Below are 25,979 nucleotides of genomic sequence, written 5' to 3'. Positions count from 1 at the left end.
GCTGGGTGTGTAAGCGTTGCGAGACGTTGAGCTAACCAGTACTAATGAACCGTGCGGCTTAACCTGACAACACCGAAGGTGTTTTGCGGGGATTGAGAGTAAAGACGCAGTTTCAGAGAAAAAGGACCCAGTAAAGACGGTCACAGCTTGTTCGAGATAACAAACCGAATTTGTCTGGCGGCAATAGCGCGGTGGTCCCACCTGACCCCATGCCGAACTCAGCAGTGAAACGCCGTAGCGCCGATGGTAGTGTGGGGTCTCCCCATGTGAGAGTAGGGAACTGCCAGACATCACTTTGTCAGAGAAGCCATCCTTCACCGGATGGCTTTTTTGCGTTTGTTTTTTATCTCCATTTTTTATTTCATAGAATGAAATAATTTCAATTTGCGTACAAAAACTCGACATTCCTCCCATTTTAAGGTTAAATTTTGGCTGTCTAGAAGGCTAAATTATGTGGAATGATTGAGGTTTTAAACAATGCCGATTCGTGTACCTGATGAACTGCCAGCAGTTAATTTTCTTCGCAATGAAAATATCTTTGTTATGACATCGACGAGAGCCAGTATTCAGGACATCCGTCCCATGAAGGTATTGTTACTAAATCTAATGCCAAAGAAGATAGAAACGGAAAATCAATTTATCAGGTTACTTTCTAATTCACCGTTACAGATTGATATTCAATTACTCCGTATTGACAGTCGCCGATGTAGAAACACACCAGCGGAGCATTTGGATAATTTTTATTGCGACTTTGAATCAATAAAAGATCAGAATTTTGATGGATTAATCGTAACCGGTGCCCCTTTAGGATTAGTAAAATTTGAGGATGTTACGTATTGGGAGGAAATTGAAACCGTTATCAATTGGGCCAGAGAGCATGTTACTTCAACACTTTTTGTCTGTTGGGCTGTTCAGGCGGCTTTAAATATTCTTTATAACCTGCCTAAATATACGCGAAAAACGAAACTATCAGGTGTTTACTCTCACACTATTCTGGAACCATTGGCATTATTGACCAGAGGATTTGATGAATCATTTTGGGCGCCGCATTCACGCTTTGCTGATTTTCCTGAGTCAGCTATTCGTCAATATACGGATCTGGATATTTTGGCTAGTTCAGAAGAAGCCGGTACCTATTTACTTGCCAGTAAGGATAAAAGACTAGTATTCGTAACTGGGCATCCAGAATATGATGTTGGCACGTTAGCTGCTGAATATCAGCGTGATCGGACGGCTGGTTTAGAACCTGTATTACCCGTCAACTACTTCCCGGATAATGATCCAGAAAATAAGCCGGTTGCTACATGGCGTAGCCATGGGCATTTGCTATTTTCAAATTGGCTCAATTATTATGTATATCAGATCACTCCATACGATTTGACCTACATGAACCCTTCCTTAGATTAAACTTCTTATAAACATCTTTAAAAATGAGAATTAACTGAAGCGAGTCATTTCTCATTTTTTAATTTTTTGTTTATTTTCTATAAATTATCTGTTTTTCCTATTCTCTATATATAACAAAAACTTAACAGTTTTTGTTTTTATATTTTGGAAATTAATTCCCAGTTTGTATATGCCTATCTCTCTATTAATTGTTTGATTTTATTATTAATAATTTAATATATAAAAATAATGGAAACCGTTTTTGATTTATTTTTTATATTGATTATTCTTACCTGAGTGGACACTTTAAGGTGAGGAATAGGGGATGACGCAGCAAGTATTGGCAACAGAATTAACCTTTATAAAACCTTTTTCTGATGCTGAGAAGAAGGTTTTATCATCTGAATCTATTCATTTTCTAGAAGATTTAGTCGTCAAATTTGCTAACAGACGCAAAAAATTACTAGAAGATCGGATAAATTGGCAGAAGAAAATAGATAACGGGCAATTACCAGAATTTATTTCGGAAACAGATTCCATTAGAAAAGGTGATTGGAAAATTCAGGGAATTCCGGACGATCTAAAAGATCGTCGGGTTGAGATCACCGGGCCTGTAGAGCGGAAAATGGTTATCAATGCCCTGAATGCTAACGTTAAAGTATTTATGGCAGACTTTGAAGATTCTCTGGCACCAAGCTGGGATAAGATTATTGATGGTCAAATTAACCTGCGGGATGCAGTTAATGGAACTATTTCTTATACCAATGAGCAAGGCAAACGTTATGAATTAAAATCGGACCCTGCTGTATTGATTGCTCGTGTCAGGGGATTACACCTGTCAGAAAAGCATATTCTTTATAAAAATGAACCAATTTCTGGCGGGTTATTTGATTTTGCGATTTATTTTTATTTGAATTATAAACAGTTGCTGGCGAAAGGGAGTGGTCCTTACTTCTATTTACCTAAGATCCAGAGCTACCATGAAGCACAATGGTGGAGTGATGTTTTCAGTTTTACGGAAGAGCGTTTCAATTTGCCAAAAGGCACGATTAAAGCGACTGTTCTGATTGAAACATTGCCAGCTGTTTTCCAAATGGATGAAATCCTTTATCACCTGCGTCATCACATTGTTGGTCTGAATTGTGGCCGTTGGGATTATATTTTCAGTTATATCAAAACACTGAAGAATCATGCAGATCGCGTTTTACCAGACCGTCAGTCAGTCACTATGACACAACCTTTCCTGAGTGCTTATTCCCGTTTATTGATTAAAACCTGTCATAGACGAGGGGCTTTTGCGATGGGCGGTATGTCAGCATTTATACCGAGTAAAGATCCTGAGCAAAATCAGATAGTGCTGGATAAAGTCAGAGCCGATAAAGAGCTGGAAGCTAATAATGGTCATGACGGTACATGGATTGCCCATCCCGGTCTTGCCGATATAGCGATGGAAGTATTTAGTTCAAAACTGGGTGAACGACCAAATCAACTGATGGTTTCCCGAGAAGAGGATGGTGAGATCACTGCTGCACAGCTGCTTGAACCAAGTCTGGGAGAAAGAACCGAAGATGGCATGCGGGCAAATATCCGAGTTGCAGTCCAGTACATAGAAGCATGGATTTCAGGGAATGGGTGTGTGCCGATCTATGGCTTGATGGAAGACGCTGCTACAGCAGAAATTTCCCGTACCTCTATCTGGCAATGGATCCATCATGAAAAATCGTTGACCAACGGTCAAAAAGTGACTAAAGAGTTGTTCAACCAGATGCTAAAAGAAGAATTGGCAGTCATTAAACAAGAAGTTGGTGAGGTACGTTTTAACGAAGGAAGGTTTACAGAGGCTTCTGAGCTGATGAAACGGATCACCACACAAGACGAACTAGTCGATTTCCTGACTTTGCCGGGCTATCAATTACTCGACTGATTTAAACAACATCCAATCACTAATTAATATTCAATTAATTCAGAATAGGAAGTATAGGATCATGACCGTTTCTCGAGCACAACAAATCACTCAATTAGAGCAAGAATGGAAAAAAGCACGCTGGGAAGGCATTAATCGACCATACAGAGCTGAAGATGTTATTAAATTACGTGGCTCAGTCAATCCTGAACATACTTTGGCTCAAATGGGAGCGAAAAAGTTATGGGAATTGTTGAATGGAAAATCCAAAAAAGGTTATGTAAACGCGCTAGGTGCACTGACGGGTGGGCAGGCACTTCAGCAGGCTAAAGCCGGAATTGAAGCTGTTTATCTTTCTGGCTGGCAGGTTGCAGCTGATGCCAACACAGCTTCCAGTATGTACCCTGACCAATCACTCTACCCAGTCGATTCCGTACCAAATGTCATTAAGCGTATCAATAATAGTTTCCGCCGCGCAGATCAGATCCAATGGGCGAATGGCATTGGCCCTGATAGCGTCGAATACACCGATTATTTCCTGCCGATTGTGGCGGATGCAGAAGCAGGATTTGGTGGCGTCCTGAATGCGTTTGAACTTATGAAAGCGATGATCGAAGCCGGAGCCGCCGCTGTCCATTTTGAAGATCAGTTAGCTGCAGTGAAGAAATGTGGGCATATGGGAGGCAAAGTACTGGTACCAACTCAGGAAGCTATCCAGAAATTAGTGGCTGCTCGCTTAGCCGCAGACGTATCAGGTGTACCCACTCTTCTTATCGCTCGTACTGATGCCGATGCAGCCGATCTGCTGACATCGGATTGCGATCCCTATGATAGCGAGTTTCTTACTGGCAAGCGAACCTGTGAAGGTTTCTTCTGTACACGTGCAGGGATTGATCAGGCTATTAGTCGTGGGCTGGCTTATGCACCATATGCTGATGTTGTCTGGTGTGAAACATCGACACCAGACATTGAAGCAGCCCGTCGTTTTGCAGAAGCAATTCATGCGGAGTATCCAGGGAAGTTACTGGCCTATAATTGTTCTCCATCTTTTAACTGGAAAAAGAATCTGGATGATAAAACGATTGCCAGTTTCCAGGAACAGCTTTCTGAGCTTGGGTATAAATTCCAGTTTATTACTTTGGCTGGTATTCATAGTATGTGGTTCAACATGTTTGATCTGGCGTATGACTATGCACGTGGCGAAGGCATGAAACACTACGTAGAGAAGGTTCAGGAGCGTGAGTTTTCCTCACTGGAGCGTGGCTACACCTTCTCCTCGCATCAACAGGAAGTGGGCACGGGTTACTTTGATAAAGTAACCACGATAATACAGGGGGGAACCTCCTCTGTTACCGCTCTGACAGGGTCAACCGAAGAGCAGCAATTCTGATTTTTGTATTGCATTGATACTCAATGGATTTCAAGGTGTATCGCGGCGGCAAGAGAGTGAATCCCCGGGAGCATAGATAACTATGTGACAGGGGTGAGCAAACGTAGCCAACAAAGAGGCAGCTTGAAAGACGAAGTGTAGATATCACCTTGGGGGACTCCGTCAGGAATTCCCCTTTACGCGTCAGATTAAGGTGGCAGACATGGAAACAGATTTAGCTCACTTAATTGCACAAACTATTCTTCAGGGGTTTGATGCGCAATACGGCAGATTTCTGGAAGTAACGTCTGGCGCACAACAGCGTTTTGAGCAGGCAGACTGGCACGCAGTGCAGCAGGCCATGAAGAAAAGGATCAATCTTTACGATCATCATGTAGGCTTGGTGGTTGAACAGCTGAAATGTATTCGTGGTTCACGGTTGTACGATCAGGAGTACATTGCCAAAGTGAAAGTGGTTTATACCCGCCTACTGCCGGATTACCCACGTTTTGAAATTGCAGAAAGTTTTTTTAATTCCGTTTATTGCCGATTATTTCAGCATCGTAATTTGAAGCAGGAAAATTTATTTATCTTTTCTTCCCAACCACCACGTCGTTTCCGCCATATTCCACGCCCATTATCGCGGGATTTTTTTCCTGATGCCGGTCTTGAATCTATGCTATGGGCTATTTTAAAAGATTTACCATTGCGTCTGGAATGGGAAAATTTAGACAGAGATATCAGTTACCTCACTCGCTACTTACAAAACACATTTCCCGGATATGATTTACTACAGGCGACATTTCAGATTGCTAACGAACTCTTTTATCGCAATAAAGCTGCTTGGCTGGTAGGCAAAATAAGGCTGGGTACAGAAGTTTATCCATTTTTATTGCCGATTCATCATAATGAATCAGGCCAAATTTTTATTGATACCTGTCTGACGAATCATGATGACGCCAGTGTCGTTTTTGGTTTTGCCCGCTCTTATTTTATGGTTTATGCCCCTTTACCGGCAGCTATGGTTGAATGGTTACGTGAAATTTTGCCCGTTAAATCGACAGCCGAGCTTTATATGGCCATTGGCTGCCAAAAGCATGGAAAAACAGAGTATTACCGTGAATATCTGACATTTATCAATTCCTCTCAGGAACAATTTACCATTGCTCCGGGGGTGAAAGGGATGGTAATGCTGGTTTTCACGTCTCCTTCTTTTGACCGTGTATTTAAGGTGATAAAAGATAAGTTTGCGCCGCAGAAAGAAGTTTCTCAGGAGAGGGTTCAGGAGTGTTACCGGTTGGTCAAGGAGCATGATCGGGTCGGGAGAATGGCTGATACACAGGAATTTGAGAATTTCGTCATCGATAAACGCCATATCAGCCCCGAGTTAATGGAGGAAATACAGAAAGAGATCCCTGAAAAGCTGGAAGATTTAGGTGACAAAATTCTGATAAAACATCTTTATATGGAACGAAGAATGCTCCCACTGAATATCTATATGGAGCAGGTAGATGAGGATCATCTGAAAGATGCTGTTGAAGAATATGGGAATGCAATTAAACAGCTTGCGGCAGCGAATATCTTTCCGGGAGACATGTTATTCAAGAATTTTGGGGTTACACGACACGGAAGGGTGATTTTCTATGATTATGACGAAATTTGTTATATGACCGAAGTGAATTTTAGGGATATTCCTCCAGCGCGTTATCCGGAAGATGAACTTGCCAGTGAGCCGTGGTACAGCGTAGCGCCCAATGACGTTTTTCCGGAAGAGTTCCGGCATTTTTTATGTAGCGATAAGCGCATTCGTAAATATTTTGAAGAATTTCACGGCGATCTTTTTAAAGCAGATTATTGGCGAGCGTTGCAAGAACGGATAAGAAAAGGGCATGTAGAGGATGTTTTTGCTTACCGTCTCAGGCAGAGATTCAGTCAGCGTAATGAGAACAAAGCTGAAGAGCAGGGTATAACGAAATATTCAGAATTATTGGATGAAGAGAATAATATTGTGGTACTAGCTTCTTCTAACCGTGATATTCACTCTTAATATAAGGTGGTGTGGTAAAAGGATTTAACTGGCTTTCTTCATTATTTGGCTAAAAAACGCTGAATTTATGAAAGCGGAAATTCTAACAAGTAGCTCTACTGAAATAATAGAATTTCCGCAATTTCAAAAATGATCCGGCTAAATTATGCTTTAGCGCCTGTTATTGCATTATGAGCCAGTTCCGTAATATGCGCATAATCACCTTTTTTCAATGCATCATTTGGTACCAGCCAAGAGCCACCGATACATAGGACACTATTCAGTGCCAGATAATCACGGTAATTATCAGGAGAAATTCCTCCTGTCGGGCAGAAACGCACCTGTGGGAATGGGCCAGCAATAGCTTTCAGCGCTTTTACGCCGCCATTTGCTTCCGCAGGGAAGAATTTGAAACAATTTAAGCCATAGCTCATACCCAGCATTAGCTCAGAGACAGTGGAGATGCCCGGAATAAGAGGAATTGAGCCAGTTGTCGCGGCTTTTAACAACTCATCAGTTAACCCAGGGCTAATGGCAAACTGTGCTCCGGCCTCAGTGACGGCAGAAAGTTGTTCGGGATTAATCACCGTTCCAGCACCAATAATGGCTTCAGGAACTTCTCTGGCAATGAGACGAATTGCTTCCAGCGCGCATGCTGTTCTCAGCGTGACTTCCAATACCCTTATTCCGCCTGCCACCAACGCTTTCGCCAATGGTACGGCATGTTCAATTTCATTGATTACGATAACAGGGACGACAGGGCCATCAGTCAGGATGCTTTCTGCTGTTGTTTTCCAATTATTCATTAGCAATTTCTCTCATCGAATCCGACACAAGGGATTTAAAATCCCCGGTTATAAAAATGTAATGGAACATGCACCTTGCTCTGCACCGGAAAGCTGGGTACGCAAAGCACTAAATAGTTCACGTCCACAACCGGTATGCCCTGTGCTTAAATCGGCTTGATAAGGTACTCTTTGTGCTAATTCCAGCTCATCAAGCAGCAACGTAAGTTCACCGGTGCGGCCATCAATACGGATTAAGTCTCCATCCTGTATTTTGGCCAGCACTCCGCCAGCATGGGCTTCCGGTGTAACATGAATGGCGGAAGGTACTTTACCGGATGCGCCGGACAGACGCCCATCCGTCACTAAAGCAACTTTAAAACCACGATCCATCAGTACCCCCAATGGTGGCATTAATTTATGTAATTCAGGCATACCGTTTGCCTGTGGCCCCTGATAACGAACGACGACAACACAATCACGATTTAATTTTCCAGCCTCAAAAGCAGGGGCGATATCGTGCTGACTATTAAAAACAACGGCTGGAGCTTCAATAACGAGATTGTTGGCTGGTACTGCCGAAGTTTTCATAACCGCACGACCAATATTTCCGGTCATGACTTTTGTACCGCCATGATGTTTGAACGGTTTTTCAATACAGGCAATAACTTCTTTATCCAGTGATGTGTGAATGCTTTCACGCCATGCCAGTTGACCTTCATTCAGCCAGGGTTCCTGAGTATAACGTTCCAGACCGAATCCAGCGATGGTATTAACATCTTGATGAAGTAAGCCTTTTTTCAGTAACTCCCGAACAACCAGAGCCACACCACCGGCAGCCTGAAATTGGTTGATATCCGCAGGCCCGTTGGGGTAAATACGGCATAACAACGGGATGACATCTGATAGTTCAGAAAAATCATCCCAGTTAATGATAATTCCGGCTGCGTTTGCTATTGCGATCAAGTGCATGGTCAAATTTGTTGAACCACCGGTTGCCAGCAGTGCAATAATGCCATTGACGATCACTTTTTCATTAACCATTTGTCCCAGAGGGAGATAATTACCTGAATTTTCAGTCAGACGAGTGATCTGACGTGCAGCGGCATCGTTTAAGGCGTCACGTAATGGCGTATCCGGATGGACAAAAGAAGCTCCGGGTAAATGCAGTCCCATTACTTCCATGACCATTTGGTTGGAATTGGCTGTGCCATAGAAAGTACAGGTACCGATACTGTGGTAAGAGTCTGCTTCTGCTTCCAGTAACGCCCGACGATCAACCTTACCTTCAGCATATAACTGGCGGATGCGGACTTTCTCTTTATTCGGTAAGCCACTGGTCATCGGCCCTGCGGGAACAAAAACAGCAGGTAAGTGGCCGAATGACAGTGCAGCCATGACCAGTCCCGGCGCAATTTTGTCACAGATTCCCAGATACAGAGCACCATCAAACATATTATGGGAAAGCCCGATAGCCGCGGACATTGCGATGACATCACGGCTGAGTAGGGATAACTCCATTCCATCCTGCCCTTGTGTTACACCATCACACATGGCAGGAACACCACCCGCAACCTGACCGACAGCACCGACTGCATGTAAGGAATCTTTTAATTTTTGTGGATAGTTTTCATAAGGTTTATGAGCGGAAAGCATGTCATTGTAAGAAGTGATAATGGCGATATCGTTACGCACCATATTCTTTAATGCGACTTTATCGTCATTTTGACAGGCAGCAAAACCATGAGCCAGATTCCCGCATGCCAGTTGAGAGCGATGGACGGTTTTTGAACGAGCAGACTCAATATGCGCCAGATAACGGTTACGCGTCTCTTTAGAACGTTCAATGATACGTTGAGTGATCCGTTCGACGGTTTTATTGATCGTCGTACTGTTCTGGGGTGTTGTCATGATAATTGCTCCAGGCACTTGCTTCCTACACCATATGGAATGTATCTAGCACATACTCTCACTATTTGTTACCGGTAACATTTTTAATGCAATAAACAAAGGATGCAATCAACTTTTGTCTTCAACACACCTTATCTGTGATCTATATCAATTTATAAGCTGAAACGTAACAGCTAATCAGTAAGTCTGCTTTTTAAGTGAAATTAGCAGAAATTTTACTTATTACCGCCATATTCCCGACTTATCTCTTTCGCTGCCCGCATAACAAGGGCACCCAGCTCAGTCACACGCTCATCAGAGATACGTGATATCGGGCCGGAGATAGAAATAGCAGCAAACGCATCATGGTGCTCATCATAGATGCAGGCAGCAATACAGCGTAACCCAAGAGCATGTTCTTCATCATCGAGTGAAAAACCCTGCTTACGGATCTGTTCAAGGTTCTCTTTTAAGGCGGCAGCGGTAGTATGTGTGTGCTGTGTATAGGCGTGTAACCCTTTTTTGTGCAGTAATTGCAGGCACTTTTGTTCAGACAGTGTCGCAAGTAGCGCCTTACCTGCACCGGATGCATGCATGGGTAACTGACCGCCAATAGGCGCGGACATCCGCATCAATGCGTTACATTGCACTTGATCGACAATCACCGCTTCATATTCATCAATATTGAAAATAGCAAGATTGATAGTCTCGCCAGAATCTTCCATCAACTGGCGTAAAATTGGATGAACCAGTACCATCAGATTGCGGCTTTGCAGAAAGCTGCTGCCGACAACAAACGCATGTGATGCAATCACCCATAGTCCCAGATCGCCAACCTGCCGAACAAAACCATGCTGTTGTAGCGTTGTCAAAAGACGGTGGGTAGTCGAATTAGGAAGACCGGCCTGAATAGCGAGGTCAGTCAGGGCGACCCCACTTTGTGAATCAGAAATGAATTCCAAAAGGGATAAGCCCCGGCTTAAAGATTGTACCTGACCGCCTGCTGCGGCACCGCCGGCTGTCATTTTAGTTTTTTTAGGGCGTTTATTGGCAATAGCGGTATTCATAAGATTCCCTCTAAATTATCCTCTGTTTATAGGATGGCTAAGCAGAGTTAAAATGGAATTTGTTTTCGTTTTCTTATTATGAATGATAAAGGGTGGGAAAACACATCCGATGAGTGAAGGAAAAAGTATATTGAAAATCACATTTGGCAAACAAAAACATTTATCTGAAATAGTCGATATCTTTAATTACTACATTGCAAACTCGAATGCCCGTTTTGAAACCGAGCCAATGACATTAGAGAGAAAGCAACTTTGGTTCTCACAATTTCAGCCTGACACACGTTACCAGCTTTTTGTCGCAGTTGAAGATCAAGCGGTTTTGGGTTTTGCATGTTCCCAGCCTTATCGGGCATTAGAGGCATTTAACAAAACGGTTGAAGTCAGCATTTATCTGGCACCATCAATGAAGCACACAGGAGTAGGTAGCGCACTTTATCAACACCTCTTTAGTGAACTAGCATCACAAGATGTACATAGTGCGCTATCAGGTATTGCATTACCTAATGAGGCATCAATTGGGCTGCACAAGAAATTTGGTTTTTGTGAAGTGGGTGTTTTCAGAGAGTATGCAAGTAAAAACGGTCAGTACATTAGCTCAGTTTGGCTGGAAAAATTGTTTGAATAAAAAGTTATTTTCACGGCAAGAAAACGAAATTTATGTACATGGCGGGTATTCTTATTACCGTAACGGAATGAGAATACCCGGGTGTGTTGGTTATTCTTCAAACAAATTCTTATGAAGGGTTTGAACCACTTCTTCAGCGTCTTGCCCGGGTACAAGCAGGCAGACATTATGGCTACTTGCACCATAGCTGATCATACGGATATTGAAGGATTCCAGCGGACCAAAGATCTCTTTTCCTAATCCTCTGGCCTGTGACAGCTTATTACCGATAATCGCCACCAGTGCCAAATCTTCTTCAACCTCGACACGACACAATGTTGAAAGCTCTGTCAGTAGGGCATTAGTCAGCAAACTACCGTTCGTGCTGGTGGAGCCTGTTGTATCCAGTGTTAACGCAACGCTGACTTCTGAGGTAGTAATCAGATCCACCGAAATATTATGGCGTGAAAGCAGGATAAAAATTTCTGCCAGAAAGCCTCTTGCATGCAGCATTTTCAGGCTATGCAGAGTTAATAAAGTCTGTTTGCGACGCAGCGCCAGTGCCCGGAAGCGGGGTGGGTTTGCCGTTCTGTCGCAAACGAGTGTACCGCCTGCCTGTGGTTGTTTACTTGAACCAACGAAAACAGGAATACCACAGCGAACGGCAGGCAGTAATGTTGCCGGGTGGAGGATTTTGGCACCAAATGTTGCCATCTCAGCCGCTTCATCAAAAGCAATTTTATCAATACGCGTAGCTGTTGGGGCAACACGAGGATCTGTTGTGTAAATTCCCGGAACATCGGTCCAGATATCCACACGGCTTAGCCCGAGCGCTTCACCAAGTAATGCGGCGGTATAATCACTGCCGCCACGCCCTAATGTTGTTGTACGCCCTTTTTCTTCTTTGCCGATAAAACCCTGAGTAATAACAATTGTATTATTCAGGCGTGGCTGCAAATGTTGTTCGGCCAGAATATTGAGCTGGGTGGTATCAGGCTCAGCCTGTCCGAATTGGTCATTGGTACGCATTATCCGGCGGATATCAAACCATTCGACATCTGTATTGCGCTGACGTAATAATTCAACAAACAACAGGGTGGACATGACTTCACCGTGGCTGACTAACTCATCAGTCAAGGCGTCAGATGTGGCGAGCGAAGCCGCTTCTGACAATGTAGCAATGTTATCCAGCAGACGGTCAATCTCATCTTTAATCACATCTGATTCATTCAGTCGCCCGATAATAGCATATTGAATGTCCCGGATCTGTTTCAGGCACTTCTCCCGTTTATCACTATTACAGCCGGAAGCTAATGTGACCAGCAAATTGGTTATACCTGCGGAAGCTGATAAAACGACGACGCGAACATCTCTGTTTGCCAGAATAATATCAGCACAGTTATTCATGGCATCAAAGTCTGCCACACTGGTACCACCGAATTTTGCAACAATATACTGCGAAGAGGGAGAAGATACTGCACTCATGGATGATAGCCTTCTGTTTTAAAGATAGGCAATTAGAAATATCGGGTTAGCGGTAATGAGTCAATATTTGTTAATTAAGCATCAATATTTTTCATGATTAGAGTGAGATTATCGTTTTTGCCTATGTAATTATGACTGGAAATAATCGCTTATTTTGACCAATATCAGTCAGTAACAGGAAAAGGAGATCCATCACAGTATTAACTTGTTACAATCCTGTGCATTCCTATTTTTATCTACAGTAGATAGAGAACATTATTCATGAAAAACATCAACCCTAGCCAGACCGAAGCCTGGAAAGCATTGCAGCAACATTTTGAGCAGATAAAAGATACTCACCTGCGAGATTTGTTTGAACAGGATAAGGCGCGCTTTACGACATTCTCTGCCACATTTGACGATCAGATTCTGGTGGATTATTCCAAAAACCGTATTACCCCGGAAACACTGGATAAATTACAGGCTCTGGCGAAAGAAACTGATTTATCCGGGGCTATTCATAGCATGTTTTCCGGTGAAAAGATTAACCGCACTGAAGATCGCGCTGTACTGCATATTGCTTTACGTAACCGCAGTAACTCTCCGATTAAGGTTGATGGGGAAGATGTTATGCCGCAGGTCAATGCGGTACTGGCAAAAATGAAATCATTCAGTGAGCGCATTATTGGTGGGGAGTGGAAAGGTTATACCGGTAAGGCCATTACTGATGTGGTCAACATCGGCATTGGTGGTTCAGATCTTGGCCCATATATGGTGACAGAAGCGCTGAAAGCCTATAAGAACCACCTTAATATGCACTTTGTATCCAATGTGGATGGCACTCATATCGCGGAAACGCTGAAGTCTCTGGATCCGGAAACCACATTGTTCCTGATAGCATCGAAGACTTTTACTACGCAGGAAACGATGACTAACGCACATTCTGCCCGTGATTGGTTCTTGCAAAGTGCAGTTGATGAAGCACATGTTGCCAAACATTTTGCGGCACTTTCAACGAATGAACAGGAAGTCAGCAAGTTTGGTATTGATCCGCAAAACATGTTTGAGTTCTGGGACTGGGTCGGCGGCCGTTATTCCCTTTGGTCTGCGATAGGTTTATCTATTGTCCTGTCCATTGGATATGATAATTTCGAGCAATTGCTGAATGGTGCCCATGCTATGGATAAGCACTTTGCACAAACTGCTCCTGAACAGAATATTCCGGTTATTCTGGCGCTGATTGGCATCTGGTATAACAATTTCTTTGGCGCAGAAACTGAAGCGATTCTGCCTTATGATCAATATATGCATCGTTTTGCTGCTTACTTTCAGCAGGGAAATATGGAATCAAACGGTAAATATATTGATCGTAATGGAAGCCCCGTGAATTATCAGACCGGACCGATTATCTGGGGTGAACCGGGTACCAATGGTCAGCATGCTTTCTACCAGCTTATCCATCAGGGAACGAAACTGATCCCATGTGATTTTATTGCGCCGGCAATCAGCCACAACCCAATTGGCGATCATCACAGTAAATTGTTATCTAACTTCTTTGCACAGACTGAAGCGCTGGCTTTTGGTAAAACTCAGGCTCAGGTAGAAGCCGAATTTGTTGCTGCCGGAAAGAGTGTACAGGATGTGGCAAATGTTGTGCCATTCAAAGTGTTTGAAGGCAACCGTCCGACTAACTCAATTCTGTTACGTGAAATTACACCATTTAGTCTGGGCGCATTAATTGCCATGTATGAGCATAAAATCTTTGCTCAGGGCGCAATTCTGAATATTTTCTCATTTGACCAGTGGGGCGTTGAACTGGGAAAACAATTGGCAAATCGTATCCTGCCTGAACTCCACGATTCAGAAAGCGTAAATAGCCATGACAGTTCTACAAACGGGCTGATTAATCGTTTCAAAGAATGGCGTTAATCTGATTTATCATTTTATATAATCAGTTATCCCCTCAATAACATTATTTATTGGGGGGATATTTTTTGCAATCTACATAATTTGTTACCAACTTTTTATTTTATTGGCCTGTAACATGATATCCTCACTTCCCATTCGTTGCGCTGTCGGAGAAGTTGGTATTCTCCGCAATTGGAAAATGACATGGCAAATGACACAATATTAACTTCTACTCCTATTCACTGGCTTTCAACTGACGAAGCCAACACGCCTGAGAGTATTCTGGACTGGCTGATGGAAGTTGGTTCAATGACTCGTCGTTTTGAGCAGCATTGCCATCATGTCACTGTCACACCATTTCGGGAATGCTTTATTACAGCTGAAGAGCTTGGTGATGAAAGTGAGCACTTACCTATAAGTGAGAAATACTGGCTACGGGAAATTATCCTGTTTGGCGATAATATTCCGTGGCTGTTGGGACGAACAGTGATCCCGAAAGAAACATTAACAGGACCGGATAAAAAGCTGGTGGATCTAGGAACTGTTCCACTTGGGCGCTACCTTTTTAGTGGCAATAACCTGACGCGGGATTATATTCAAATAGGGTTACAGGGGCAGCGTTGGGCGAGACGATCTTTACTGCGTTTATCAGAAAAGCCATTATTACTTACAGAAATATTTTTGCCAGAATCACCTGCATATAAAATTAAATAAATAAGAGATAAGGGAGAAACAGATTGGAGGTCAGTATGACGCAAAATAAATGGCGTGCCTATTGCCGTTTAATGCGTATTGATAAACCGATTGGCGTATTGTTACTAATATGGCCAACCTACTGGGCATTATGGATAGCAGCAAAAGGTGTACCCAATTTACATATCCTGTTGGTCTTCACTCTGGGTGTCTTTTTCATGCGGGCAGCAGGGTGTTGTATTAATGATTTCGCCGACAGGAAATTTGACGGACATGTTGAAAGGACAAAGTCTCGCCCGCTTCCTAGTGGTGATATCAGCGAGAAAGAGTGCAAAATTTTATTTAGCATACTCGTGCTGATCTCTTTTGCACTGGTTTTGACGCTGAACAAAATGACGATTGCCTTATCCTTTGCCGGATTAGGGCTGGCGTGTGTGTATCCTTTCGTTAAACGGGTCAGTAACTTGCCACAGGTTGTATTAGGTGCTGCCTATGGCTGGTCAATTCCAATGGCTTTCTCGGCGGTAAGTGAGTCCTTACCATTAGAATGCTGGTTATTATTTCTGGCAAATGTCATATGGTCAGTAATCTACGATACCCAATATGCGATGGTCGATCGTGATGATGATCTGAAAATTGGCGTGAAATCGACAGCTGTTTTGTTCGGGCGTTTTGATAAGCTGATTATTGGTATTTTGCAACTCACCATGCTGGCAATTCTTATTGTGGTTGGCTGTTTGGTGAATTTAGGCGGGATGTATTACTGGACCGTATTGCTGGCTGGCGCGCTTTTTATTTATCAGCAAAAACTGATTTTTGACCGTAGTCGTGAGCCATGTTTTCAGGCATTCATGAACAATAATTATGTTGGCTTTGTTTTATTCCTCGGCATTCTTTTCAGCTATGTTTTTTAACCCTATATTTTAAAAGCAAATGGTTTAACGAAACGGGCGGTCATTTTATGGCCGCCCGTTTATCTATTTGCCAGATTTTATTTTCAGAACAGTATGTTATTCCTGAATTTCATCTGTCGACTCTTGATCACTGTGTTCAGGAGGCATACTGACACTTTCAATCGTCAGACGGATTTCAGGAGACATCAGCTCGCTTAATACCTGATAAAGCGCCTGGGCATTTGTGGTAACGATGTTGCCACTATCGTGAATATAACCTTCTTCCCGCAAGGTATTAACAGAACAGGAGAACACGGCTTTATCGAAGAATTCCGGCGCATTAATACCATGCAGTACTGACAAACGCTGTGCCAGCATCCGGCTTTCTTTTTCCAGTGCACCACGGCTGATATCCGGAGTGGCATTCAGTAAAGAAAGTGTGATGGCGTAGCGTTGCAGTGTTTCCCGGATACCTGCTGCCAACAGTTGTAGTGGGCGGATACGCTCAGGATTGAGTACCAGCACTTCCTGCTCTTTATTGCAGATCAGGCGTTGGCGCACTAATTCATCAATCAAGGTCTTCACTACATCAGGCAGTTCCGCCTTACTGTAACGCATGAACAGTTCCTGCTTGAGCAGAGGATAAATCAGCTCTACCTGTCTGAGCAGTTCAGTGCGGCTAATACGGCGATGATGCATCACGATACTGGCGATTAAGGATGGCAGGATCAACAAGTGCTGGATATTGTTACGATAATAGGTCATCAGTACCGCGCTTTCACGAGGCAGGATAATGATATCCCCAAGACTGTCTTTTTCGACCTCAAACTTATTCATCCGTAAAGCGTGATCCAACAGCTCTTCTGCCGTTTTGGCCGGAATAGTGACATCGTTTGTATAAGTAACATTGCTCATCAGCTGCATATAGCAATCTAATTGCTCAATAAGCTGCTCACGAGTAAGTGCTCGCTGACGTGATGACAATAAGGCTGTACTGCATAAATTAATTGCATTTGCAGCAGCGGCATTATTGATATTCACCATAATATTATCCGCCAGTTTGCTGACCGTTGGGGTCAACCATGTCGGACGTTGTGCTTCTATTGGATCGATGGCGTCACGCCATTCAGGAACATGCTGGTTCAGATATTGTACTAATGGAATTGGCTCACCAAAATTGACGTAACCTTGCCCCAGATTACGCAGTTTACGCAACCCACGGACCATCTGGAAAAAGCCTTCTTTTTCTTTGGTTGCACCGCGTAATTCTTTGGCATAAGTTGCAACCTCCATCACATGTTCATAACCGATATAAATCGGCACAATTGTGATAGGCCGAGACTCTCCACGTAACATTGCCTGCAATGTCATGGAAAGCGTACCTGTTTTCGGATCGAGCAAGCGGCCAGTTCGCGAGCGTCCACCTTCAACAAAGTATTCAACAGAATAACCACGGGAAAACAGTTCACCCAGATATTCGCGGAAAATAGTTGAATAAAGTTTATTGCCTTTAAATGTGCGGCGGATAAAGAACGCACCAAGACGGCGGAATATCGGGCCAGCTGGCCAGAAATTCAGGTTAATGCCCGCTGCGATATGTGGTGGAACCAGACCCTGATGATAAAGCACATAAGACAGCAACAGGTAATCCATATGGCTACGATGGCATGGAACATAAACAAGTTCATGACCATCCTGAGCCAATTGGCGGATACGTTCGCCATTATGGACATTGATGCCCTGATAGAGACGGTTCCACGTCCAACTTAGTACACGGTCTGTTATACGAACAGTTTCATAGGAAAAATCAGCGGCAATCTCTTCCAGCATATTGATTGCATTCTGTTTCGCTTTTTCTGGCGAAATTTTCTTACTGCGAGCCTCATCAGCAATCGCTTTTTCAATCGCTTTTGATTCCAGTAACTTCCTGAACAGATCTTGCCGCGCAGGTAAACGTGGCCCGACAGCGGCCAAACGTTGGCGGGAATAGTGTATCCGTGCAACGCGGGCGAGTTTATTGGCAATAATTGTATCTGTGCCATGTTCATCCGCAATACTGCGTAATGACACAGGTGCGGAAAAACGGACAAAACTATCTCGCCCAAGCCACAGGATTGCAAAAAACTTCTGGATCCCGTTAAGCAGGCGTAGCTGAGGAGCCGTATTGGTTTCCTGACCTTCACGTCCAGGAGAGCGCCCGAACATCACAGAAACAGGCACCATCTGAATATCTAAATCAGGGTTACTGCGATGTAAATCCAGATAAGAATGGAAAATCTTCACAGACTCATGTTTAGGCGCATAGTAACTGAATACACGCGGGCCATCATCAATGAAAACATAGCTTGGAAGCTGTGTATCATCAATATCCAAAGGCGCTAGCGGATCAGGTAAATCCTGAGCAAGACACTGTTGACGCAGAGTCAATAAATCGGCCTTTGAATGATACGGTAACACATACAGAATAGGCCGAGTCGTATCAAGACTCAGCTCTGTAACAGGAACCGTTGGAATAAGTTTACTTTTAACTAAAAGTTTTATCGGCAAATTCAATAAGTTGTAATATATTTTACGCCAAGCTGACATAACTGCTTTAAGCCTCTTGTTAGCAATGCGCGGCAAGCATACCAGAAACGGATTTTGAGATCTGTGTAAATAAGATAATAATAGAGACTAAAAGTTATATGATCTTAAAACTATTATGATTCTTGAAGAAAATTTTTATGGCTAACCAATCAACAGGTTTAACCCGCATAATTAAAGCGGCTGGGTACTCAGCAAAAGGTATTAAAGCGGCGTGGAAAAATGAGGCTGCATTCCGACAGGAGGCAGTTTTGGCTATTTTAGCAACTATTGTGGCATTCTCCTTTGATTTCGGCATACTTGAGAGACTTTTTCTCATTAGTTCAGTTATGTTAGTGCTTATTGTGGAAATGCTGAATAGCGCTATTGAAGCGGTTGTAGACCGTATTGGCAGCGAATATCACGAACTATCGGGGCGGGCAAAGGATATGGGCTCAGCCGCGGTATTTTTAGCCATGATTTTAGCACTATTTATTTGGGTGATAATTATTTGGTCGTATTTTACCCGTTAATGTGGTGTATTTTTCGTCAAAAATCGTTATTTAGCGGCTTTTACATTCTGACTGGTTCCCAATTCAATTTTAGCTGTATATACTCACAGTCAGACTGTATAAACAAACAGGGGGCGAAATGAAAGCATTAACAGCCAGGCAGCAAGAAGTTTATAACTTGGTGCGTGACCATATTTCGCAGACGGGTATGCCACCGACACGTGCTGAAATTGCCGCGCGTCTTGGTTTTCGTTCACCTAACGCCGCAGAAGAGCATTTAAAAGCCCTTGCGCGTAAAGGGGTGATAGAAATTATCGCTGGTGCTTCCAGAGGTATCCGTTTGCTGCTTGAAGAGGAAGCTGAAGGGGCTGGATTACCACTCATTGGTCGTGTGGCTGCAGGTGAACCACTATTGGCTCAGGAACACATTGAAAGCCATTACAAAGTGGATCCGGAATTATTTAAACCGAATGCTGATTTTCTATTGCGTGTCCGTGGTATGTCAATGAAGGATATCGGTATTATGGATGGTGATTTACTTGCTGTGCATAAAACGCAGGATGTTCATAACGGGCAGGTCATCGTGGCACGGATTGAAGATGAAGTCACAGTAAAACGTTTCAAACAAACAGGAAACAAGATAGAACTGATTGCTGAAAATCCTGAGTTTAAGCCTATCGTTGTGGATTTACGCGAACAGAATTTCACCATTGAAGGGCTGGCAGTTGGCGTGATTCGTAACGGGGATTGGTTCTGAGTGTAAAAGCGGATAATTATACATTACCCATTCTGGGCGGTCATTTTTCGTAGTACCCGCGAAGCACATGCTTATGCGGGGACGTAGAAATTAATGAATTCATCATCAGTAATGACCGCCTGATAAGGTAATTTCAAACTCACTCCATACACGAGTTTGTTTCATGACAAGAAGAGCATAATCCGTGGATTTCTATGACACTGTGCCGCAAATGAAACCCTGCCTGCTGTGCTAAATTTTGTATCGCTGATTCGATATCTTCAGCATCCTGCTCGGTAACAGAACCACAATTATCACAAAGAAACATTGCTGATGTATGGCATGGCTCTTCAAAGTGATGACACACCACATAACTGTTTGTAGATTCTATTTTGTGAACAAAACCCTGTTCCAGTAAAAACTCTAACCCTCGATAAACAGTTGGCGGTTTTGCCTGTGGTTCAACTTCACGTAGCAGATCCAGCAAATCATAGGCACTGATTGCACCCGGCTGGGCTGAAATCAAGCGCAGAATTTCAAGGCGTTGAGGTGTTAAACGAACCCCTCGTGACAGACAGATTGCCTCAGCCTGCGTCAGTAATTTTTTTTGATTGGTAGTTTTCATTACACCTCTCACACCTACACGATGCTAATGGCTTAATATTACCATGTTTTTTAACTTGGAGCAGGGATCTACCTAATTGATAGTTATAATTCTGGATATTATTGTCATTTAGCAACCAAACGAACATTCTTGGTCTTAGTTTGAAAATATGGGGTTGTATAAAGAGATAAATTATATTTTAAAGCAGAGATAGTGGTTATTTTATAACCACTATCTCTAGAAAATAGTTTTAATTTAGGTCATTTATCATCGAAAAATATGCCTTTGAACGGATTCCAGCTATTATCACCCTTTTTTTCTTTTAAATAATAGGCATAGTTGGCTGCAATTCCATTTAGTCCAGCAAATGCTATTCCAATTGCATTATAGATACTATCTGAAAATTCAATGTCCAGTATTAATTGGACAACGCCTAGAGAAAATCCTGTTGCAAAAACAAGTCCAAATAAAACTAATCCTTTTTTCCATAAGCCAATAATAACAAAATAAATTATGCCAAAGAAAAAAGCGAAAAAATTCATGTTTATTTTTATTTTTTTAAGAAAAGGTAATTTTCTATATTCTTCGCGATTTTTTTTGGAGGCTGGTGAGCCATTTTTTTCAAAAAACTCAAAGCGTTCTTGCCACTTCTCAGAGTACTTAGGTGCGTCCATTTTTTTTCCTTGTATATCAAAGACTCTAATGTTAAAACACAAGCTTGATCTTTATCAATACTAATTTTATTTACAGTTGTAAATTGTTACTTATTTTAATACATTATTTGGGTTATTTTTGCTTGGGTAAGTTAAATTCATCCGCGATAACTCTCAATCTTTGAAAGCTCATGATTCCCTAATGTAGTGCCACTCTGAGTGGAAACATTTTTCTATGCTACAGTAGACCACATTTTATACTCATCTCATGCAATTCCCCATTTTTTTAGAAGGAAGGGTGTGAGGTGTTGTTAATTTAAACACATTTGAAATAACCTGAAATGCACGAAAATAAACAAACTAAAGACACCAGTGAATTCACTGAAATACCAAGTGAAAGCGGAAAATTCAAACCTTCCCGCTTCTCAGTTGCGCCTATGCTGGATTGGACGGATCGTCATTGTCGATACTTCCATCGCCTGCTAAGTAAAGAAGCTTTGCTTTACACTGAAATGGTCACTACAGGTGCGATTATTCACGGTAAAGGAAACTATCTGGCTTATAACGAGCAGGAGCACCCATTGGCATTGCAATTGGGCGGTAGTGAGCCTCAGGCATTGGCGCAGTGTGCTAAGATCGCGCAGGTGCGTGGTTACGATGAAATCAATCTGAATGTTGGTTGTCCGTCTGATCGTGTACAAAATGGTCGTTTTGGTGCCTGTTTGATGGGGGACGCTACATTGGTTGCGGATTGCATCAAAGCAATGCAGGATGTGGTGGAGATCCCAGTAACAGTAAAAACTCGTATCGGTATTGATGAACAGGATAGTTACGCGTTTCTGTGCGATTTTATTGATATTGTTGTGCAAAACAGTGCCTGTGATAATTTTGTCATCCATGCGCGCAAGGCGTGGTTATCTGGTTTGAGTCCTAAAGAAAACCGCGAAATTCCACCGCTGGATTATCCTCGAGTCTATCAACTGAAAAAGGATTTTCCACAACTGACGCTTTCCATTAATGGTGGAATTAAGACCTTGGAAGAAGCAAAACAACATTTGCAATATGTTGATGGTGTGATGGTTGGGCGGGAAGCCTATCAGAATCCATCGATTCTGGCGCATGTGGACCGTGAATTATTTGACGAAAACGCTCAGGTAACGAATACGGTAGATGTGATTAAAGCTCTTTATCCTTATATCGAGCAGGAATTGTCAAACGGTACTTATTTAGGCCACATTACCCGCCATATTCTGGGCATTTTTCAGGGTATTCCCGGCGCGCGCCAATGGCGTCGTCATCTGAGCGAAAACGCACATAAACCCGGTTCGGATATTATGGTTGTTGAAAAAGCACTGGGAATGGTAACAGAGCGGATGTGATCCGCTCAGGTGTTTTAGAAATTACGGGATCAATAAGCTGGAACCGTGAGTTGCGCGGTTTTCAAGTATCTGGTGTGCCCTGACTGCCTCGCTTAGTGGAAATTTTTGGTTTTCTGGCACATCGACTTTGATTTTTCCATTGGAAATGAAGTCAAATAGTGTTTTGCTCGCTTCTGCTAACTCTTCCCGCGTAGTGATATAACCGTTAATAGAAGGGCGGGTAAGGAATAGAGAACCTTTCTGGTTGAGAAGCCCGACATTTACACCGGTTACTGCACCCGAAGCGTTTCCGAAACTGACCATCAACCCTCTTGGTGCCAGAGAATCAAGTGAATCCAGCCATGTAGCCTGACCGACGGAATCATAAACGACATCAACTTTTTGTCCGTTGGTAAGTTCCAAAACGCGTTCAACAATATTTTCACGATTATAATTGATGGTCTGCCACGCGCCTGCATTTTGAGCAAGGAGAGCTTTTTCATCTGAACCGACAGTGCCAATCAATTTTGCACCTAATGCTTTTGCCCACTGGCAGGCAATCAACCCCACCCCACCGGCTGCTGCATGAAACAGAAAAGTTTCACCTTCAAGAATCTTATATGTCTGATAGAAAAGGTAATAAACGGTCAACCCTTTCAAAAGGGAAGCGGCAGCCTGCTCAAATGAAATACTATCAGGAAGAATAGTTAACTTGCTGGCAGGCACATTATGTACTTCACTATATGCACCCAGACCGGATTGAGCATACGCCACACGATCCCCGATTTTGATGTATGACACATTAGAGCCAACTTTTGTGACAATCCCGGCAGCTTCAGTGCCTAACCCACTGGGAAGGCTTGCTGTTGGGTAAAGCCCACTGCGGACATAAGTATCAATATAATTAATTCCGATGGCTTTATTTTCGACTTGGACTTCATCAGGCGCAGGGTCAACAGGGGTAAATTCACTATATTTGAGTACTTCTGGGCCGCCGGTGGCGGAAAATATGATGTGTTTTGCCATGGTTGCTCTCTTATCATTCTGGAAATATTGGGAACAGCCTCGCACGTTTGCAAAGAAATCGCTGCAAACAGCGTAAATGTATCTGAAATCATTGCAGACTATATATATTTACTTTGTGTTTTGAAATTTGTCCATGATTATTATTTTTATATAAATATCAAATAATTAATAAATCATTAAACTGTATGTTGTTACAGTGTTTATTGACGTTTTGCCCCTCTTGCAGCACATTGCGTATAAACAATTGTATAAATACTTTTAGCGATCATGGCTGCCGAATTAAACAAGCTCAGTGACAAAAAACTTAGAACCCTGCACGGAAAAGAAAGGGATAATATTGAATTTTTTGCCGATGGTGCGGGGTTGAGCGCCAAAGCATCTAAAGCTGGTGGAGTTAGTTGGGTTTTTACGTACCGACTTGATGGAAAAAAGTTAAACCGCCTTACCATTGGGCGCTATCCTGATGTGTCTCTCAAGCAAGCTCGTGAAACGCGGGATAAATGTCGTAGTTGGTTAGCATCTGGTAAAGATCCAAAGCTGCAATTTAATTTAGTGATGCAAGAATCACTAAAACCAGTCACTGTGAAAGACGCTATTGAATATTGGATAGAGCACTACGGCAGAGAAAATCGAGTCAATATTGATACCCTTATTCTGCAATTAGAAAAACATATTTATCCTTATATTGGTGAAATGGCATTATCTGACTGTGAAACAATATATTGGCTACAATGCTTTGATAGAATGAAAAAGAAAGCTCCGGTGGCTGCTGGTTCTGTATTTCAATTGTGCAAGCAAACTCTAAAATTTTGCCGGGTAAGAAGGTATGCAGTTAGCCATGTATTGGATGATTTAACTATTCAGGATGTTGGAAAAAAACAAAATAAAGGCCAGCGATATTTAGACGATCATGAACTTGGTCAATTATGGGACTCCATAAATACAGGTATTTACCTACCTTATTATAATAATTTATTGAAAATTTTGGTTGTATTTGGTTGTCGGACACGGGAGATCAGGTTATCTAAATGTTCAGAATGGAATTTGAATTCTATGTTATGGACTGTCCCAAAAGAAAATAGCAAGACAGGTGAGAAAATCATTCGTCCAATACCAGAATATATGAAGCCATTTTTAATGGATATTATTCACCAAAACCATAAAAGCGGTTATCTCTTAGGGGAAATTAAAAAACTTGAAGCAGTCGCACAATATGGCAGAAAAATATGGAAAAAATTAGAGCATGACGAGGAATGGTCTTTGCATGATTTAAGGCGAACGTTTGCAACTAAATTAAATGATATAGGCATCGCACCTCATGTCGTTGAGCAACTGTTAGGCCACGCACTGCCGGGCATTATGGCGATATATAACAAAAGCCAATATTTACCAGAGAAGCTAGACGCTTTAAATAAGTGGTGTGAGCGACTGGATGTATTAGCGGGAAATTATGAGAATGTGGTTATATTAAAGGCAGCTCAATAATGGGAATTAATGAATTGTGAGAATGACCATTGTGATATACACGTAACAAATGTGGCTTTCTTTCGTAATAATTTCTGTTAAGTAAAATACCTTCACAAAAACAATTAAACAGTGAGGGTAACAGAACCATGCAATAACGATAAAAAGCAATTCAGATCCGTTGTATCGCTTTTGCGGTTATCTGGTCTCTGTCAATGATGCAACTGGGATGAAGATGGGCACTAAGAACATTAGCCCACGAGCGCCGAGGTTGTATCTGTATCATGCTTATCTTTCCTTTATGGAAGCGCACGGCTTTGAACGCCCGCTGACATAGACTAAATTTGGCGAATCTATTCCTAAGATTATGCAGGAGTACCGGAAAGATTATCGAAAGACGAGAACAACGAGAGGGTATTCTTATAATGTTGAGTTGTCGGAAGAAGCGGAAGAGTGGCTTCCATCGTTACCTGAGCATAAAGATCTCAACATTATACCATTATAGATTTTTAGGTTTAACTATACATTCTGTACATTAAATAGCATATTTTTTTGATTTTAAATATAAAAATAGGATGTATAGTTATTCTTCCTCTGTACACTAAGTATACATGTTATACATGTTATACATGTTATACATGTTATACATGTTATACATGTTATACATGTTATACATGTTATACATGATCTAAAAATGTTTTAGTTAACAGATGAATAGTTAATGAATACCATATTAATGGCCACAACCCCAGATATGACAGGCTTCTTAAAAATCTTGCATAGTGTGTACAGTGGATGACTTCAAAAAGATTTCTAGGGGAGTCTTCGGATGTAAGTCAGTTATTTTTTATTAGTATTATGATGACATTTGGAATTATTCAATATGAAATCGTATGGAGGGATTAAATGACTAAATAGCTTTTCAAAATGGTAGGCGAATCAAAGAAACTCAGTCCTATTTTTGCGAACTTTTTAACCGCAAAACCAAAAAAACACAAAAAGGAAGGACTGAGTTATGGCCATCGTACCACCAATTCCGCGCAATGAGCGGCGTCAAATGAGAAAAATTGTCCAAA

19 protein-coding genes, 1 rRNA gene and 2 pseudogenes are annotated in these 25,979 nt (G+C 42.3%); 14 read left to right on the top strand and 8 right to left on the bottom strand.

All coding sequences use genetic code 11. The annotated features are described in order from the left end of the window. Positions 1–173: 173 nt before the first annotated feature. The 5 genes and pseudogenes from rrf to aceK all read left to right on the top strand — a co-directional run. Positions 174–289, top strand: a 5S ribosomal RNA gene (rrf, locus tag AACS90_RS15300). A gap of 188 nt (positions 290–477) precedes the next feature. Beyond that, positions 478–1,407 (top strand): homoserine O-acetyltransferase MetA, encoded by a 930-nt coding sequence (gene metA / locus AACS90_RS15295; protein ID WP_099123291.1) that lies wholly within the window; start codon positions 478–480, stop codon positions 1,405–1,407. 304 nt (positions 1,408–1,711) lie between these two features. Continuing rightward, positions 1,712–3,310 (top strand): malate synthase A, encoded by a 1,599-nt coding sequence (gene aceB / locus AACS90_RS15290; RefSeq protein WP_099123290.1) that lies wholly within the window; start codon positions 1,712–1,714, stop codon positions 3,308–3,310. Positions 3,311–3,371: 61 nt separating this feature from the next. After that, positions 3,372–4,679: an isocitrate lyase gene (gene aceA, locus AACS90_RS15285; RefSeq protein WP_099123289.1), complete on the top strand. Its 1,308-nt coding sequence runs from the start codon at positions 3,372–3,374 to the stop codon at positions 4,677–4,679. Positions 4,680–4,881: 202 nt separating this feature from the next. Beyond that, positions 4,882–6,600, top strand: a pseudogene (gene aceK / locus AACS90_RS15280) (bifunctional isocitrate dehydrogenase kinase/phosphatase); the annotation flags it as partial. A 248-nt stretch (positions 6,601–6,848) separates the two neighbouring features. Here aceK and AACS90_RS15275 read toward each other — a convergent pair. The 3 genes from AACS90_RS15275 to iclR form a co-directional block, all read right to left on the bottom strand. Then, the gene (locus tag AACS90_RS15275; protein ID WP_099123287.1) at positions 6,849–7,490 is read right to left on the bottom strand and encodes a bifunctional 4-hydroxy-2-oxoglutarate aldolase/2-dehydro-3-deoxy-phosphogluconate aldolase; all 642 of its coding nucleotides are present in this window, start codon (positions 7,488–7,490) and stop codon (positions 6,849–6,851) included. A 48-nt stretch (positions 7,491–7,538) separates the two neighbouring features. Beyond that, on the bottom strand, positions 7,539–9,380 hold the full coding sequence (gene edd / locus AACS90_RS15270; protein ID WP_099123286.1) for a phosphogluconate dehydratase: 1,842 nt from the start codon (positions 9,378–9,380) through the stop codon (positions 7,539–7,541). Between the two features lie 215 nt (positions 9,381–9,595). Beyond that, on the bottom strand, positions 9,596–10,426 hold the full coding sequence (gene iclR, locus AACS90_RS15265; protein WP_099123285.1) for a glyoxylate bypass operon transcriptional repressor IclR: 831 nt from the start codon (positions 10,424–10,426) through the stop codon (positions 9,596–9,598). A 109-nt stretch (positions 10,427–10,535) separates the two neighbouring features. Between iclR and AACS90_RS15260 the strand changes: the two genes are divergently transcribed. Next, positions 10,536–11,051: a GNAT family N-acetyltransferase gene (locus tag AACS90_RS15260; RefSeq protein ID WP_099123292.1), complete on the top strand. Its 516-nt coding sequence runs from the start codon at positions 10,536–10,538 to the stop codon at positions 11,049–11,051. 90 nt (positions 11,052–11,141) lie between these two features. Here the strand turns inward: AACS90_RS15260 and lysC are convergent, their stop codons facing one another. Further along, positions 11,142–12,515, bottom strand: coding sequence for a lysine-sensitive aspartokinase 3 (gene lysC / locus AACS90_RS15255; RefSeq protein ID WP_099123284.1), 1,374 nt, complete (start codon positions 12,513–12,515; stop codon positions 11,142–11,144). A gap of 261 nt (positions 12,516–12,776) precedes the next feature. Here lysC and pgi point away from each other — a divergent pair, with 261 nt between their 5' ends. The 3 genes from pgi (at position 12,777) to ubiA (ending at position 16,009) form a co-directional block, all read left to right on the top strand. Continuing rightward, positions 12,777–14,423, top strand: coding sequence for a glucose-6-phosphate isomerase (gene pgi / locus AACS90_RS15250; RefSeq protein WP_099123283.1), 1,647 nt, complete (start codon positions 12,777–12,779; stop codon positions 14,421–14,423). Positions 14,424–14,606: 183 nt separating this feature from the next. Further along, positions 14,607–15,116 carry a chorismate lyase gene (gene ubiC, locus AACS90_RS15245; protein WP_099123282.1) on the top strand — a complete coding sequence of 170 codons (510 nt, stop codon included), beginning with the start codon at positions 14,607–14,609 and terminating at the stop codon, positions 15,114–15,116. 35 nt (positions 15,117–15,151) lie between these two features. Beyond that, positions 15,152–16,009 carry a 4-hydroxybenzoate octaprenyltransferase gene (gene ubiA / locus AACS90_RS15240; RefSeq protein WP_193757275.1) on the top strand — a complete coding sequence of 286 codons (858 nt, stop codon included), beginning with the start codon at positions 15,152–15,154 and terminating at the stop codon, positions 16,007–16,009. Between the two features lie 96 nt (positions 16,010–16,105). On the opposite strand, the gene plsB is transcribed toward ubiA, so the two are convergent. After that, positions 16,106–18,574: a glycerol-3-phosphate 1-O-acyltransferase PlsB gene (gene plsB / locus AACS90_RS15235; RefSeq protein ID WP_099123280.1), complete on the bottom strand. Its 2,469-nt coding sequence runs from the start codon at positions 18,572–18,574 to the stop codon at positions 16,106–16,108. Positions 18,575–18,711: 137 nt separating this feature from the next. Here plsB and AACS90_RS15230 point away from each other — a divergent pair, with 137 nt between their 5' ends. After that, positions 18,712–19,083, top strand: coding sequence for a diacylglycerol kinase (locus AACS90_RS15230; RefSeq protein ID WP_099123279.1), 372 nt, complete (start codon positions 18,712–18,714; stop codon positions 19,081–19,083). A gap of 118 nt (positions 19,084–19,201) precedes the next feature. Continuing rightward, complete coding sequence (lexA, locus tag AACS90_RS15225) at positions 19,202–19,819, top strand: transcriptional repressor LexA (RefSeq protein WP_099123278.1); 618 nt, start codon at positions 19,202–19,204, stop codon at positions 19,817–19,819. A gap of 139 nt (positions 19,820–19,958) precedes the next feature. Here lexA and zur read toward each other — a convergent pair whose 3' ends face one another. Then, entirely contained in the window at positions 19,959–20,423 is a 465-nt protein-coding gene (gene zur / locus AACS90_RS15220; RefSeq protein WP_099123277.1) for a zinc uptake transcriptional repressor Zur, read from the bottom strand. A gap of 239 nt (positions 20,424–20,662) precedes the next feature. Then, on the bottom strand, positions 20,663–21,076 hold the full coding sequence (locus tag AACS90_RS15215; RefSeq protein WP_099123276.1) for a DUF2628 domain-containing protein: 414 nt from the start codon (positions 21,074–21,076) through the stop codon (positions 20,663–20,665). Between the two features lie 320 nt (positions 21,077–21,396). Here AACS90_RS15215 and dusA point away from each other — a divergent pair, with 320 nt between their 5' ends. Continuing rightward, a complete protein-coding gene (gene dusA / locus AACS90_RS15210; protein WP_099123275.1) occupies positions 21,397–22,434 on the top strand; it encodes a tRNA dihydrouridine(20/20a) synthase DusA in 1,038 nt (345 codons plus the stop codon). A 21-nt stretch (positions 22,435–22,455) separates the two neighbouring features. Here dusA and AACS90_RS15205 read toward each other — a convergent pair whose 3' ends face one another. After that, positions 22,456–23,439 (bottom strand): quinone oxidoreductase, encoded by a 984-nt coding sequence (locus AACS90_RS15205; protein ID WP_099123274.1) that lies wholly within the window; start codon positions 23,437–23,439, stop codon positions 22,456–22,458. Positions 23,440–23,706: 267 nt separating this feature from the next. Here AACS90_RS15205 and AACS90_RS15200 point away from each other — a divergent pair, with 267 nt between their 5' ends. After that, complete coding sequence (locus tag AACS90_RS15200) at positions 23,707–24,924, top strand: tyrosine-type recombinase/integrase (protein WP_099123273.1); 1,218 nt, start codon at positions 23,707–23,709, stop codon at positions 24,922–24,924. 124 nt (positions 24,925–25,048) lie between these two features. After that, positions 25,049–25,408, top strand: a pseudogene (locus AACS90_RS15195) (winged helix-turn-helix domain-containing protein); the annotation flags it as partial. Positions 25,409–25,979: the final 571 nt, after the last annotated feature.

Origin of the sequence: Xenorhabdus sp. KK7.4 (assembly GCF_963876465.1) — a bacterium.
GTDB lineage: Bacteria > Pseudomonadota > Gammaproteobacteria > Enterobacterales > Enterobacteriaceae > Xenorhabdus > Xenorhabdus stockiae.
Note: the sequence above shows the minus strand (reverse complement) of the source record. Positions and strands in the feature narration are given on the sequence as shown.

What these genes read in the sequence shown, in the direction of transcription:
- metA (WP_099123291.1), top strand. Translation starts at nt 478, where the DNA reads ATGCCGATTCGTGTACCTGATGAACTGCCAGCAGTTAATTTTCTTCGC.
- aceB (WP_099123290.1), top strand. Translation starts at nt 1,712, where the DNA reads ATGACGCAGCAAGTATTGGCAACAGAATTAACCTTTATAAAACCTTTT.
- aceA (WP_099123289.1), top strand. Translation starts at nt 3,372, where the DNA reads ATGACCGTTTCTCGAGCACAACAAATCACTCAATTAGAGCAAGAATGG.
- AACS90_RS15275 (WP_099123287.1), bottom strand. Translation starts at nt 7,490, where the DNA reads ATGAATAATTGGAAAACAACAGCAGAAAGCATCCTGACTGATGGCCCT.
- edd (WP_099123286.1), bottom strand. Translation starts at nt 9,380, where the DNA reads ATGACAACACCCCAGAACAGTACGACGATCAATAAAACCGTCGAACGG.
- iclR (WP_099123285.1), bottom strand. Translation starts at nt 10,426, where the DNA reads ATGAATACCGCTATTGCCAATAAACGCCCTAAAAAAACTAAAATGACA.
- AACS90_RS15260 (WP_099123292.1), top strand. Translation starts at nt 10,536, where the DNA reads ATGAGTGAAGGAAAAAGTATATTGAAAATCACATTTGGCAAACAAAAA.
- lysC (WP_099123284.1), bottom strand. Translation starts at nt 12,515, where the DNA reads ATGAGTGCAGTATCTTCTCCCTCTTCGCAGTATATTGTTGCAAAATTC.
- pgi (WP_099123283.1), top strand. Translation starts at nt 12,777, where the DNA reads ATGAAAAACATCAACCCTAGCCAGACCGAAGCCTGGAAAGCATTGCAG.
- ubiC (WP_099123282.1), top strand. Translation starts at nt 14,607, where the DNA reads ATGGCAAATGACACAATATTAACTTCTACTCCTATTCACTGGCTTTCA.
- ubiA (WP_193757275.1), top strand. Translation starts at nt 15,152, where the DNA reads ATGACGCAAAATAAATGGCGTGCCTATTGCCGTTTAATGCGTATTGAT.
- plsB (WP_099123280.1), bottom strand. Translation starts at nt 18,574, where the DNA reads ATGTCAGCTTGGCGTAAAATATATTACAACTTATTGAATTTGCCGATA.
- AACS90_RS15230 (WP_099123279.1), top strand. Translation starts at nt 18,712, where the DNA reads ATGGCTAACCAATCAACAGGTTTAACCCGCATAATTAAAGCGGCTGGG.
- lexA (WP_099123278.1), top strand. Translation starts at nt 19,202, where the DNA reads ATGAAAGCATTAACAGCCAGGCAGCAAGAAGTTTATAACTTGGTGCGT.
- zur (WP_099123277.1), bottom strand. Translation starts at nt 20,423, where the DNA reads ATGAAAACTACCAATCAAAAAAAATTACTGACGCAGGCTGAGGCAATC.
- AACS90_RS15215 (WP_099123276.1), bottom strand. Translation starts at nt 21,076, where the DNA reads ATGGACGCACCTAAGTACTCTGAGAAGTGGCAAGAACGCTTTGAGTTT.
- dusA (WP_099123275.1), top strand. Translation starts at nt 21,397, where the DNA reads ATGCACGAAAATAAACAAACTAAAGACACCAGTGAATTCACTGAAATA.
- AACS90_RS15205 (WP_099123274.1), bottom strand. Translation starts at nt 23,439, where the DNA reads ATGGCAAAACACATCATATTTTCCGCCACCGGCGGCCCAGAAGTACTC.
- AACS90_RS15200 (WP_099123273.1), top strand. Translation starts at nt 23,707, where the DNA reads ATGGCTGCCGAATTAAACAAGCTCAGTGACAAAAAACTTAGAACCCTG.